The 13940-nt window shown below is 67.2% G+C and carries 10 protein-coding genes; 9 read left to right on the plus strand and 1 reads right to left on the minus strand.

The genetic code is table 11. The features are described 5' to 3' along the window. Positions 1–7: 7 nt before the first annotated feature. From V7778_RS20475 to thyA, 4 genes are all read left to right on the plus strand, one after another. Positions 8–1840, plus strand: coding sequence for an ABC transporter transmembrane domain-containing protein (locus V7778_RS20475; RefSeq protein WP_335558634.1), 1833 nt, complete (start codon positions 8–10; stop codon positions 1838–1840). Between the two features lie 178 nt (positions 1841–2018). Next, the gene (locus V7778_RS20480; RefSeq protein ID WP_335558636.1) at positions 2019–4049 is read left to right on the plus strand and encodes a methyl-accepting chemotaxis protein; all 2031 of its coding nucleotides are present in this window, start codon (positions 2019–2021) and stop codon (positions 4047–4049) included. Between the two features lie 44 nt (positions 4050–4093). Then, positions 4094–5185: a threonine aldolase family protein gene (locus tag V7778_RS20485; RefSeq protein ID WP_335558638.1), complete on the plus strand. Its 1092-nt coding sequence runs from the start codon at positions 4094–4096 to the stop codon at positions 5183–5185. A gap of 54 nt (positions 5186–5239) precedes the next feature. Next, positions 5240–6034: a thymidylate synthase gene (gene thyA, locus V7778_RS20490; RefSeq protein ID WP_335558640.1), complete on the plus strand. Its 795-nt coding sequence runs from the start codon at positions 5240–5242 to the stop codon at positions 6032–6034. On the opposite strand, the gene V7778_RS20495 is transcribed toward thyA, so the two are convergent. Continuing rightward, positions 6012–7184, minus strand: coding sequence for an acyltransferase family protein (locus V7778_RS20495; protein WP_335558642.1), 1173 nt, complete (start codon positions 7182–7184; stop codon positions 6012–6014). The two genes, thyA and V7778_RS20495, sit on opposite strands and share 23 nt — an antisense overlap. Before the next feature lie 257 nt (positions 7185–7441). On the opposite strand from V7778_RS20495, the gene V7778_RS20500 reads away from it, so the two are divergent. The 5 genes from V7778_RS20500 to V7778_RS20520 form a co-directional block, all read left to right on the plus strand. After that, positions 7442–7936 (plus strand): dihydrofolate reductase, encoded by a 495-nt coding sequence (locus V7778_RS20500; protein ID WP_335558643.1) that lies wholly within the window; start codon positions 7442–7444, stop codon positions 7934–7936. Beyond that, positions 7937–8575, plus strand: coding sequence for a DUF4337 domain-containing protein (locus V7778_RS20505; RefSeq protein WP_335558645.1), 639 nt, complete (start codon positions 7937–7939; stop codon positions 8573–8575). Positions 8576–8796: 221 nt separating this feature from the next. Further along, a complete protein-coding gene (locus tag V7778_RS20510) occupies positions 8797–11055 on the plus strand; it encodes an arginine/lysine/ornithine decarboxylase (protein ID WP_335558647.1) in 2259 nt (752 codons plus the stop codon). A 132-nt stretch (positions 11056–11187) separates the two neighbouring features. Beyond that, the gene (locus V7778_RS20515) at positions 11188–12909 is read left to right on the plus strand and encodes a GH39 family glycosyl hydrolase (protein WP_335558649.1); all 1722 of its coding nucleotides are present in this window, start codon (positions 11188–11190) and stop codon (positions 12907–12909) included. Positions 12910–13076: 167 nt separating this feature from the next. Then, positions 13077–13940 (plus strand): sigma-70 family RNA polymerase sigma factor (locus V7778_RS20520; protein WP_335558651.1); only part of this gene is annotated, 864 nt, incomplete at its 3' end.

Here is a 13940-nt window from a genome sequence, read left to right on the forward strand (position 1 = left end):
CGACACGATGAGCAAACGTTCCACCAGCAGTTCCGATTCCGATGTCTCCCGCAAAGGCAGCCTGGCCACGCTCAAGGGCCTGCTGCCCTTCCTGCGTCCCTACCGGCGCCAGTTCGTGCTGGCCGGCGTGGCCCTGCTGTTCGCGGCCGGCGCCACCCTCGCGATTCCCGCCGCCTTCAAGCAGATGATCGACCTCGGCTTCGCGCCCGCCATTGCCGGCAGCGCGGCCGCGCGCAACATCGAGCATGTGGACGCCACCTTCCTGGCCCTGTTCGGCCTGGCCGCCGTGCTCGCCGTGGCCACCGCCGCGCGCTTCTTCACCGTGTCCTGGCTGGGCGAGCGCGTCACCGCCGACATCCGCAGCGCGGTCTACCGCCACGTGGTGCAGCAAAGCCCGGAATTTTTCGAGACCACGCGCACCGGTGAAGTGCTGTCGCGCCTGACCACCGACACCACCTTGATCCAGACCGTGGTCGGCACCAGCATCTCGCTCGCCCTGCGCAATACCCTGCTGTTCACGGGCGGCCTGGTGATGCTGTTCGTGACCAGTCCCAAGCTGACCAGCATCATCCTGGGCCTGATGGTGCTGGTGGTGCTGCCGATCGTGATGTTCGGGCGCCGCGTGCGCAAGCTCTCGCGCGATTCGCAGGACCGCATCGCCGACGCCTCGGCCCTGGCCGGGGAGATCCTCAACGCCATGCCGACCGTGCAGGCCTTCACCCACGAGGCCCAGGAAGCGCAGCGCTTCGGCGCCTCGGTCGAGGAGGCCTTCGTCACCGCGATCCGCCGCATCCGCGCCCGCGCCACGCTCACCATGCTGGCGATCCTGCTGGTGTTCGGCGCCATCGTGTTCGTGCTCTGGCTGGGCGCGCACGCGGTCCTGCAGGGCAGCATGACGAGCGGCGACCTGGGCCAGTTCATCCTGTACGCGGCGATGGTCGCCGGTTCGGTCGGCGCCCTTTCGGAAGTGATGGGCGACGCCCAGCGCGCGGCCGGCGCCACCGAGCGCCTGCTGGAACTGCTGGCGGCCCGGTCCGACATCCAGAATCCGGTGCATCCTGCGGCCCTGCCCGCGCGTACCGCCAACGGCGCGCGCCTGACCCTATCGGATGTCAGCTTCTCCTATCCTTCGCGTCCCGAGAGCGCCGCGCTGTCGCACCTGGCGCTGGACATCCGCCCGGGCGAGACGGTGGCCGTGGTCGGCCCTTCGGGCGCCGGCAAGACCACCCTGTTCCAGCTGCTGCTGCGCTTCTACGACCCGCAGGCCGGCAGCATCCGCCTCGACGGCGTCGACATCCGCGACCTGGCCCTGCACACCCTGCGCGGCGCGATCGGCATCGTGCCCCAGGATACGGTGATCTTCTCGGCCGACGCGCTCGAGAACATCCGCTACGGCCGGCCGGACGCGAGCGACGCCGAGGTGGTCGCCGCGGCGAAGATGGCCGCGGCCCACGAGTTCATCGAGCGCCTCCCGGAAGGCTACCAGTCCTTCCTGGGCGAGCGCGGCGTGCGCCTGTCGGGCGGCCAGCGCCAGCGCATCGCCATCGCGCGCGCCCTGCTCAAGAATCCTCCGCTGCTGCTGCTCGACGAAGCCACCAGCGCGCTCGACGCGGAATCGGAACGCCTGGTGCAGCGCGCGCTGGAAGCGGCCATGGTCGGCCGTACCACCATCATCATCGCCCACCGCCTGGCCACCGTGCAGCGCGCCGACCGCATCGTGGTGCTGGACGAGGGCCGCATCGTGGAAGCGGGCAGCCATGGCGAACTGGTGGCCATGGGCGGCGTCTACGCCAACCTGGCGGCGCTGCAGTTCCAGCACCACGCGCCGGTGGCGGCCTGAGCCGTTTTCGCCGCGGCACGGCCCCGACATGCCTTTTTTCTTGTCGAATCAATATGTTATCGCTTCGGCACTTGTGTTGCGCCGAAACCCAAAACGCCCATTTTCTGGGCGTTTTGCGTTGCCTCAAGAAAACACCCGCAGGTAAGATGGGCAGTCCAACTTACCTAGCGGGCGTCCCATGGCCACGAATAAATTCCATCCTGCAAACTGGAGCGTCGGTACGCGCATCAGCGCCATCAACTTCGCGCTGGCGAGCGTGATCATCGCCGTCCTGGTCGCGTCGATCACGATCTCGACCTCGACCATGCTGGAGCAGCGCGCTTCGCAAAGCGTTGCCAACGAACTGAAAGGCGTCACCAGCACGGTCGAGCTCTTCAACAAGACCCTCAGCGGCCAGGCCGTCGCCCTGGGCCAGATCTTCCGCGCCTCGCTGCCCGGGACACTGGAACTGGACACCGAGAGCACCATGAACATCGGCGAGCAGACCGTGCCCCGCCTGAAGCTGGACGGCAATCCACTCAACCTCGATTTCAGCGCGCCCGACGCCTTTACCGAGCAGACCGGCGGCAACGCCACCATCTTCGCGCTGAACGGAGAGGATTTCGTCCGCGTCAGCACCTCGGTCAAGAAGGAAAACGGTGCGCGCGCGGTCGGCACCAATCTCGACCGCGCCAGCCCCGCCTATGCCGCCCTGCGCGCGGGACGCAACTACGTGGGCCTGGTGACGCTGTTCGGCAAGCCCACCATCACCGAATACGCCCCCGCCCGCGACGCCTCCGGCAAGGTGGTCGGCGCCCTGTACGTGGGCATCGACATCTCCAGGGACCTCGACATGCTGAAGGCCCGCATCCGCTCGATCAAGGTCGGCGACACCGGCTATTTCTACGTCCTGAATGCCGCGCCGGGCAAGCATTACGGCGAACTGGTCGTCCACCCCGCCAAGGAAGGCCAGAACATCCTCGAGAGCCGCGCCGCCGACGGCCGCGCCTTCATCAAGGAGATGCTGGAAAAGAAGAACGGCAACATCGTGTACGACTGGCAGAACCCCGGCGAGACCAGCGCGCGCCAGAAATTCGTCGCCTACGCCCATGTCCCCGACTGGAACTGGGTGATCGGGGGCGGCACCTACCGCGACGAGATCACGGCCGCCGCCGGCGACCTGCGCAACCGCTTCATCGTCCTCGGCCTGGTGTCCCTGGCGATCCTGAGCGGCGTGCTGCACTACGTGATTCGCCGCACCGTCTCGCGCCCCTTGACCCAGGTGCAGGACGTGGCCAGGCGCATCGCCGAGGGCGACCTGACCGCCCAGGCCGTGGTCACCCGGCGCGACGAGATCGGCAGCCTGACAGGCGCCATCAACGCCATTGGCGGCCGCCTGTCGAGCGTGGTCGGCGGGGTACGCGAAGGCGCGGAGCAGATCGCCAACGCCTCGCAGGAGATCTCGGCTGGCAACCTCGACCTGTGCAGCCGCACCGAGCAGCAGGCCGCCAGCCTGGCCACCACCGCCTCGTCGATGGACGACCTGACCGGCACCGTGCGCCAGAACGCCGAGCACGCCCACCAGGCCAACGAACTGGCGCGCAAGGCATCAAGCATCGCCCAGAAGGGCGGCGCCACCGTGGCCCAGGTGGTCGAGCGCATGGAATCGATCACCCACGCTTCGCGCAAGATCTCGGACATCACCGGCGTCATCGACGGCATCGCCTTCCAGACCAATATCCTGGCCTTGAACGCCGCGGTCGAAGCGGCGCGCGCCGGCGAACAGGGGCGCGGCTTCGCGGTCGTCGCCAACGAGGTGCGCAACCTGGCCCAGCGCTGCGCGGCCGCGGCCAAGGAAATCAAGGGCTTGATCGACGCCTCCAACGGCGAGGTCGATGCGGGCAGCCGCCTGGTGGCGGAAGCCGGCGTGACCATGCAGGACGTGCTGGCCAGCGTCGCCCGCGTGACCGACATCATGGCCGACATCAGCGCCGCCGGCCAGGAACAGACCCGCGGCATCGAGGACGTCAACCGCTCGGTCGGCGAGATGGACGCCGCCACCCAGCAGAACGCCGCCCTGGTCGAGCAGGCCAGCGCCGCCGCCCAGGCGATGCACCAGCAGGCCGACGCCCTGGCCCGCTCGGTGCGCCAGTTCCGCCTGGCCGAGGACCGTGCGGAAGCGCCCGCCACGGCGCCGGCACAGGCGCGCCGCCCTGCCCTGGCCGCATAGGACGCTTACGTGTAGAGTAGCGGGCTCACATTCAGGAGCCTGCCGTGACCGAAGCCGAACTGCTGCGCAGCTGCCATACGATCTTCCCGGGTCATCGCCCGCGCCGTCCCGCCGAGATGTACGCGGCGATGGCGGCCTGGTGCGAGGAGCACGACGTGGACCATGACGTCTACGGCAGCGGCGCCCTGATCCAGGCCTTCGAGGACAAGGTCGCGCGCCTGCTGGGCTGCGAGGCGGCGGTGTTCTGCGTGACCGGCACCATGGCCCAGGTCACCGCCCTGCGCCTGGGCGCGGTGGACCGCGGCAGCCGCCTGGTCGCCCTGCATCCCACCTCCCACATCGTCGTGCACGAGCGCTCGAACTACCAGCTGCTCGGGCATTTCGACGCCCTGCAGGCGGGCGAGCGCCACCGGCCCTGGGGCGTGGCCGACCTGGAGCCGATCCCGGACCGCCTGGGCGCCGTCGGCCTGGAGATTCCAATGCGCGAAATCGGCGGCCAGCTCGCCAGCTGGGACGAGCTCGAAGCGATCAAGGCCCATTGCCGCACGCGCGGCGTCCACCTGCACATGGACGGCGCGCGCCTGTGGGAAGCCCAGGCCGGCTACGGCCGCAGCGCAGCGGAGATCGCAGCCGGCTTCGACTCGGTGTATGTGTCGCTGTACAAGGGGATCGGGGGCCTGGGCGGCGCCATGCTGGCCGGCAGCCGCGACTTCGTCGCGCGTGCGGCCGAATGGTTCCGGCGCGAAGGCGGGAATGTGGTCCACCGCTCGCCCTACGTGGTGGCCGCCGCGATGCAGTTCGATGAACGCCTGGCCGCCATGCCGGACTATTTCCGGCGCACCGTCTTCCTCTACGACGCGCTGAAGGCGCATCCGGCCATCAGGCTGAACCCGGCCGCGCCGCAGGCCAACATGCTGCATCTACATCTGCCGGTGAGCCGCGAGCGCGCAACGGCCATCCGCAACGAATTGGCGGCCGAGCACGGCGTCTGGATGTACAACCGGGTCGCCCACAACGCGCTGCCGGACACGAGCCTGGTCGAAATCTACGTGGGCGACAACCTGGTGTCCATGGACGACGCCACCCTGGTCGCCGCCCTGGACCGCTTCGCGGCCAAGCTCCCGCATGCTGCCTGAGTTACCTGAGTTACAATAGCCGGCTCACCAGGACAACGGAACAGCACGACGCCAATGCGCCAATACCTCGAATTCATGCGCCATGTGAAAGAGCATGGCGCGGTCAAGACCGACCGCACCGGCACCGGCACCCTGTCGGTGTTCGGCTACCAGATGCGTTTCAACCTGCAGGAAGGCTTCCCCCTCCTGACCACCAAGAAGGTCCACCTCAAGTCGATCATCCACGAGCTGCTGTGGTTCCTGCAGGGCTCGACCAACATCGCCTACCTGAAGGAAAACGGCGTGTCGATCTGGGACGAGTGGGCCGACGCCGAGGGCAACCTGGGCCCGGTCTACGGCTACCAGTGGCGCAGCTGGCCCGCGCCGAACGGCGAGCACATCGACCAGATCGCGCAGGTGATGGACCAGATCCGCAACAATCCCGATTCGCGCCGCATGATCGTCTCGGCCTGGAACGTGGCCGACGTGCCGCACATGAAGCTGCCGCCTTGCCACGCCCTGTTCCAGTTCTACGTGGCCGACGGCAAGCTGTCATGCCAGCTCTACCAGCGCAGCGCCGACATCTTCCTGGGCGTGCCCTTCAACATCGCCTCGTACGCGATCCTGACCCACATGATGGCCCAGCAGGCCGGCCTGGAAGTGGGCGACTTCGTCTGGACCGGCGGCGACTGCCACCTGTACGCCAACCACCTGGAACAGGTCGACCTGCAGCTCTCGCGCGACACCCGCGCCCTGCCGCGCCTGGAGATCAAGCGCAAGCCGGACTCGCTGTTCGACTACCGCTTCGAGGACTTCGAGGTGAGCGGCTACGATCCCCACCCCGGCATCAAGGCGCCTGTCGCCGTGTAAGCGTCTCGGCGCGCGCCGCGGCGCCCGGGCACACCAGGGCGCCGAAGCGGCGCGACAGCCTGATCGCCGGCCGGTCGACCCAACGCTCGAACAGCGCCGCGGCGCCCAGGCAGACCGCCAGGTAGGCCACGAAGCCCGCGCCGACGTAGAGCGGCTCGCGCGGGAAGCGCACGTAGATCGCGGCCGAGAAGGCGCACAGGATCATGAAGTGCAGCAGGTAGAGCGAGAACGAGACCCGTCCCAGGAATTGGACCGCTGCCGACTCCAGCAGTCCACGCCCCAATCCCGACAGCACCGCCGCGCACAGGCAGACCGCCCCCAGCGTGTTGTACGCCGACTTCACATCCCACAGCTGCGGCGCCGGCAGGAAGCCGTACATCGCACGGAAATGCTGGTAGGCGCCCAGGTACAGCCCCAGGAGCAGCAGCGCGGCCTGTGCCGGCCGCCCGAGACGCACGCCGTGCAGCATGGACCCTGCGAAGATCGCGTAGTAATAGATCGACTGGTCGCGATGGACGGCGTACAGCAGGGGCAGCACGAGCGCCAGCGGCAGCCAGGTGAAGCGCGCCGGCTTGGCCAGGTAGAACAGCAGGATGTACAGCGAACCGATGAACTCGACCTTCAGCGTCCACAGCGGGGGCACGAAGGCGGCCTGGCCCAGGACGATGGAGCCGAACAGCGCTTCCTTCAGCGCCAGCATACCGTCCAGTCCGGGCGGATAGACGCTCCCGAGCCATTTCAGCGAACCGGACAGGGGCGCCGCCGCCGCATGCTGGTACAGGCCGTAGCGGTAGGCCAGCCAGGACAGGGCGACGGCGGCCGCGATCGGCACATTGAGGCGCAGGTAGCGCGCCCACAGGCGGCGGCGCAGCGCGGTCGCGGCGGCTGCCGCGGGCTGCTCGAAGTAAGGCAGGGTCAGCACGTAGCCCGACAGCACGAAGAAGATCAGGACCGCGAAATGCCCGTTGTAGAACAGGGTCAGCAGGGGCGCGCTGAACACCTCGGCCCAGGCGCTCTCGCCCTCGAAACGGGGAAACAGGACCCCGTAGTTGTAATAGAGCAGCCAGGGCAGGAAGGCTGCGACGAAATGGGTGATGGCGACGTTCAGCGCCGCCAGTCCGCGCAGCCCATCGGCGCTTCGGTTTTTCATGGGGTGTATACCTGTGTGGAACGGCGCTCGCGCGGGTCCGCCGGCGGCCCTGCTCGAGGCAACATTGCCGGCTGCCGTAAAAGTTTGATATTATGCAACATATTTGCGGCCGCGGACAGGCGCAGCCGAACGCCGCCGAAAGGACCTGCTTGACAGCCGCGCGCTGTCCTTACACCATCGGCAGCTTTGGTTTACTCGATAAGGAATACCGTTATGCCGGCTCTTCTTCCCGCCACCTTCACGCAGCAGGCCCGGCCTTGACGCCGCGCCTGACCTTGGTCGTGGCGGTCGACGCGCGGAACGGCATCGGCGTCGACAACCAGCTTCCCTGGCACCTGCCGGAGGACCTGGCCCATTTCAAGCGCGTGACCCTCGGCAAGCCGGTCCTGATGGGCCGCAAGACCTTCGATTCGATCGGGCGCCCGCTGCCGAAGCGCCGCAACGTCGTGATCACGCGCAACGCCGGCTGGCGCCACGAGGGCGTCGAGAGCGCGGCCTCGCTCGAGGCGGCGCTGGCGCTGCTGGCGGGCGAACCGGCCAGCATCATCGGCGGCGCCCAGATTTTCCGCGAATCGATGGACATCGCCGACGCGATGATCGTCACTCACATCGATCACACCTTCCCTTGCGATACCTTCTTCCCGCCGATCGACCCCGCGATCTGGCTGGAGACGGCGCGCGAAGCCCACCATTCCGACGCCAACGGCTACGACTACGCCTTCGTCACCTACGTCCGCAAGGAGAGCCGCTGAATGTCCGACCACTTCATCCTCGCGCCGGGTTCCCGCGGCGGCGACCGCTTCGCCGGCAAGATCGCCGTCCTGATCGCCGTGCTGGCGACCCTCGGCACCCTGTTCGCCTTCCTGGGCAGCTCCTCGCACAACGACGCCGCCATGTACAAGAGCAATGCGGCGATCGACAAGACCAGCGCCGCCAATGCATGGAGTCATTACCAGGCCAAGTCGAACAAGCAGAACCTGGCCGAGCTGGCCGCGAACCTGCCGGGCATGAACCAGCTGCGCTACCGCGACGAGGTGTCGCGCTACCAGACCGAGAAGGAAGTCATCCGCAAGGAAGCCGAGCGCTGGGAATCCGCATCGAGCGAATGGAACCGCCGCGCCGAGGATGAGCTGCATCGCCAGCGCCAGTGGGCGGCCGCCTCGGTGGCCCAGCAGATCGCGATCTCGCTGGCCGCCATTACCCTGCTGGCGCGCCGTACCTGGCTGCTGACCCTGACCTGCGCGGTGGCCGCCTTCGGCATCACCCTGGGCATCTTCGCCGCCCTGCACAGCACGCCGACAGCCTTCTCGCCCGTGCCCCTGATGAGCGCGCTTGCCGCGGCCGCCCTCACCGAGGGGCTGCGGCGGGCCGGCAGGCGGCTCGACAACTGAGACGCCCTGTAGCGCCCCTGTAGCGCCCCTGTAGCAGCCCTGTAGTGCGCCGCGGATCGCGGACTCTGGTTAATCTAGCAAAAATAATTGCACCGGAGTCCCTGATTTCTGCGAAAATCCGCTTCTTCTTTTTTTACGGTGCCGTGCGCGGCGGCCGGCCCCGTCCGGGATGACCCGGTGAGGGACCGCCGCCCCCACGGCGCTTCGCTTTGGAGCTGTCGATGAAATTTCGTTTCCCCATCGTCATCATTGACGAGGACTTCCGCTCGGAGAACACCTCCGGTCTCGGCATTCGCGCCCTTGCGGCAGCGATGGAACAGGAAGGCATGGAGGTCGTGGGCGTCACCAGCTACGGCGACCTGTCCTCCTTCGCCCAGCAGCAGTCGCGCGCATCCGCCTTCGTGCTCTCGATCGACGACGAGGAATTCGGCGGCGGCTCGCTGGAAGAGACGGACTTCGCCCTGGCCGGCCTGCGCGCCTTCGTCCAGGAGATCCGCCACAAGAACGCGGACATCCCGATCTACATCTACGGTGAGACCCGCACCAGCCGCCACATCCCGAACGACATCCTGAAGGAGCTCCACGGCTTCATCCACATGTTCGAGGACACCCCGGAATTCGTGGCGCGCCACATCATCCGCGAAGCCAAGTCCTACCTCGACAGCCTGGCGCCGCCCTTCTTCCGCGCGCTGGTGAACTACGCCTACGACGGCTCCTACTCGTGGCACTGCCCGGGGCACTCGGGCGGCGTGGCCTTCCTGAAGAGCCCGATCGGCCAGATGTTCCACCAGTTCTTCGGCGAGAACATGCTGCGCGCCGACGTCTGCAACGCGGTCGAGGAGCTCGGCCAGCTGCTCGACCACACCGGCCCGGTGGCCAAGTCCGAGCGCAACGCCGCGCGCATCTACAATGCCGACCACTGCTACTTCGTGACCAACGGCACCTCGACCTCGAACAAGATGGTCTGGCACTCGACCGTGGCGCCGGGCGACATCGTCGTGGTGGACCGCAACTGCCACAAGTCGATCCTGCACTCGATCATCATGTGCGGCGCGATTCCCGTGTTCCTGATGCCGACCCGTAACAACCTCGGCATCATCGGCCCGATCCCGCTGGAGGAATTCACGCCCGAATCGATCGCCCGCAAGATCGAAGCGAATCCATTCGCCCGCGAAGCCGTCAACAAGAAGCCGCGCATCCTGACCATCACCCAGTCGACCTACGACGGCGTGGTGTACAACGTCGAGACCCTGCGCGAAATGCTGGACGGGAAGATCGACACCCTGCACTTCGACGAAGCCTGGCTGCCGCACGCGGCCTTCCACGACTTCTACAAGAACATGCACGCGATCGGCAAGGACCGCCCGCGCGCCAAGGAGTCGATGATCTTCTCGACCCAGTCGACCCACAAGCTGCTGGCCGGCCTGTCGCAGGCCTCGCAGGTGCTGGTGCGCGAGTCGGAATCGGTCAAGCTCGACCAGGACGCCTTCAACGAGGCCTACCTGATGCACACCTCGACCTCGCCGCAGTACTCGATCATCGCTTCCTGCGACGTGGCCGCGGCCATGATGGAAGCGCCCGGCGGCACCGCCCTGGTCGAGGAATCGATCCTGGAAGCGCTGGACTTCCGCCGCGCCATGAAGAAGGTGGACCAGGACTTCGGCCAGGACTGGTGGTTCAAGGTCTGGGGCCCGGACGTGATGTCGGAAGAAGGCATCGGCGAACAGAAGGACTGGATGATCCATGCCGACGACGACTGGCACGGCTTCGGCAAGCTGGCCGAAGGCTTCAACATGCTGGACCCGATCAAGTCCACCATCGTCACCCCGGGACTGAGCCTGGACGGCAAGTTCGGCGAGACCGGCATCCCGGCCTCGATCGTGACCAAGTACCTGGCCGAGCACGGCGTCATCATCGAGAAGTGCGGCCTGTACTCCTTCTTCATCATGTTCACCATCGGCATCACCAAGGGCCGCTGGAATACCCTGGTGACGGCGCTGCAGCAGTTCAAGGACGACTACGACAAGAACCAGCCGATGTGGCGCGTGATGCCGCAGTACGCCTCGGCCAACCCGCGCTACGAGAACCGCGGCCTGCGCGACCTGTGCACCGAGATCCACCAGTTCTACGCCCAGTACGACGTGGCGCGCCTGACCACCGAGATGTACCTCTCGGACATGGTCCCGGCCATGAAGCCGTCGGACGCCTTCGCCAAGATGGCGCACCGCCAGATCGAGCGCGTGGCGATCGACCAGCTGGAAGGCCGCATCACGGCCATCCTGCTGACGCCTTACCCGCCGGGTATTCCGCTTCTGATCCCGGGCGAGCGCTTCAACAAGACCATCGTCGACTACCTGCGCTTCGCACGCGACTTCAACGAGCGCTTCCCGGGCTTCGAGACCGACGTGCACGGCCTGGTCAAGCGCGAGGTGGACGGCAAGCTGGGCTACTTCGTCGACTGCGTGATGCAGGACGCGTAAGTCCGTGCAACTGCCGGGCTCGGCAGCGGGCTGCCGATACCGGATTCTGTATCTCGGCGGGAAAAAGTGTGATTGGACGATGAACTGGCAGCAGCCTAACATCGTCCGCACACCCCTTCCACGAGAACAAGAATGAAGAGACTCCTTTCCGCCGTGTGCCTGGCGGCCGCGGCGCCGCTCGGCCTCGCCGCCTCCCCCGCCGCTTCCCCCGCCGCTTCTCCCGCCGCTACTCCTTCCGCTGCTTCCACCCCGGTCAGGCTGACCGTCGACGCCAGCCAGTCCAAGGGCCCGATGACCCCGATCTGGGCCTGGTTCGGCTACGACGAGCCCAACTACACCACCGCTCCCAACGGCAAGAAGCTCCTGAGCCAGATCGCCACCATGAGCCCCGTCCCGGTGTACGTGCGCGCGCATAACCTGATGACCTCGGGCGACGGCAGCCATGCCCTCAAATGGGGCTCCACCGGCATGTACCGTGAAGACAAGGACGGCAAGCCGGTCTACGACTGGACCATCGTCGACGCCATCTTCGACACCTATGTAGAGCGCGGGATGAAACCACTGGCCCAGATCGGCTTCATGCCGGAAGCGCTGTCGCAGCGTCCCCAGCCCTACCAGCACAGCTGGAAGCCGGGCGTGCCTTACGAGCAGATCATGACCGGCTGGGCCACGCCGCCCAAGGACTACGACAAATGGGCCGAGCTGATCTACCAGTGGGTCAAGCACAGCGTGGAGCGCTATGGCCGGAAGGAGGTGGAAAGCTGGTATTGGGAAGTATGGAACGAGCCGGACGGCCACTACCTGATCGCGCCCGACACCAAGCGCGAATACTTCAAGATGTACGACTACGCCGCCGACGCGGTCAAGCGTGCGCTGCCGACGGCGCGCATGGGCGGACCGCATACCGCGGGCGCCGGCCGCTTCATGGACGACTTCCTCGAACATGCGCTGCGCGGCAAGAACTACGCCACCGGCAAGACCGGTTCGCCGCTCGACTTCGTGGCCTTCCACGCCAAGGGCCAGCCGAGGGTGCTCGACGGCCGGGTCCAGATGGGCATGGGCATCCATTTCCAGCGCCTCGACCAGGGTTTCGCCCTGGTCGAGAAATACCCGGAGCTGAAGGGCATTCCGGTGATCGTCGGCGAATCCGACCCGGAAGGCTGCGCCGCCTGCGGCATGCAGACCAATCCCGAGAACGCCTACCGCAATGGCACCCTGTACGCGAGCTATACCGCGGCCTCGATCGCGCGCGAGTACGACCTGGCCGCCCGCCGCGGCGTCAACCTGATCGGCGCAGTCAACTGGTCCTTCGAATTCGAGGACCAGCCCTGGTTCGCGGGCTTCCGCGACCTGGCCACGAATGGCGTGGACAAGCCGGTGCTGAACGTGTTCCGCATGCTCGGCATGATGCGCGGCGAGCGCGTGGCGGTCGGCGGCGACCAGGCCTACGACGCGGCGGCCATCCAGGCCGGCGGCGTGCGCGGCGCGCGCACCGACATCAATGCCCTGGCGAGCAAGGACAAGCGCAGCGTGGCCGTGATGGTCTGGAACTACCACGACGACGACATCGTCGATGCGGGTTCGCCCGTGGAGCTCCACATCAGCGGAATACCCGCCAGGCGGGTCCAGCTGCGCCACTACCGGGTCGACCAGGACAACAGCAATGCGTACACGGCCTGGAAGCGCATGGGTTCACCGGCCAATCCGACACCCGCGCAGGTCGCCGCGCTGGAGAAGGCGGGCGCACTGGCCCAGCTGGGCAAGCCCGGCAGCCTGAAGACGCCGGACGGCAAGGCGGTCGTCAGGATGCAGCTGCCGCGCCAGGCGGTGTCGCTGGTGACGCTGACTTACTGAGTCCAGGGAGGTCCGCATCCGGCCGGGTTTTGCCGGCCGGATGTCACATCGCGGGCCGCCCGCTCGTCCTTGCTGCATGACCAGCATCCACCAAGGACGACATGCCCGCCATTCCTCTTCCCTCAAGCACTAGCGCCCCACCCGCACCGGGAGTAAGCTCCCAGCGCATGGATACCATCGTTCCCGATTTCGCCGCCTTCTTCGCGGCCCGCCGGCGGCGCCTGCAGCGCATCGCCTACCGCATGCTCGGCTCGGTGGCCGAAGCCGAGGACGTGGTGCAGGACGCCTACCTGCGCTGGCACCACGCCGACCGCGAAGCCGTAGTCAATCCCGAGGCCTACCTGGTGCGCACCGTCACCCGCCTGTGCCTGGACGTGCTGAAATCGGCCCGCATCCAGCGCGAGCAGTACATCGGCGCCTGGCTCCCCGAGCCCTGGATCGCCCCCGACGACGAGGCCGACGACATCACCCTGCCCCTGATGCTGGCCATGGAGCGCCTGTCGCCCCTTGAGCGCGCGGCCTTCCTGCTGCACGACGTGTTCGAGATGGAGTTCACCGAAGTGGCCGACGCGATCGGCCGCGACCCGGCCGCCGCGCGCCAGCTGGCCAGCCGCGCGCGTACCCATGTCCAGGCGGCGCGGCCGCGTTTCCCGGTCGCGGGCGACCAGCGCCAAAGGATCGCCAGCGCCTTCTTCGCCGCCTCGCGCAGCGGCAACCTCGGGCAGCTCAAGCAGCTGCTGGCGGACGACGTGGTGTTCTACGCGGACGGCGGCGGCAAGCGCAACTCGTCGATCAATCCGATTGTTGGCCTGGACAAGGTCAGCCGCTTCCTCGGCGCCCTGGCGGGCAAGGGATGGGTGGCGGCCCAGGTGCTGTGCGACACCCTGATCGATGGGCTGCCGGGCCAGGTGACGGTCGAGAACGACGCCCTGCTGCAGACGCTCGCGGTCGAGATCGACGGCGGCAAGATCAAGGCGATCTACGTGACCCGCAATCCGGACAAGCTGGGGCACCTGGACCAGCAGGAGCTG

This window comes from Massilia sp. DD77 (assembly GCF_036961685.1).
Classification (GTDB): domain Bacteria; phylum Pseudomonadota; class Gammaproteobacteria; order Burkholderiales; family Burkholderiaceae_D; genus Telluria.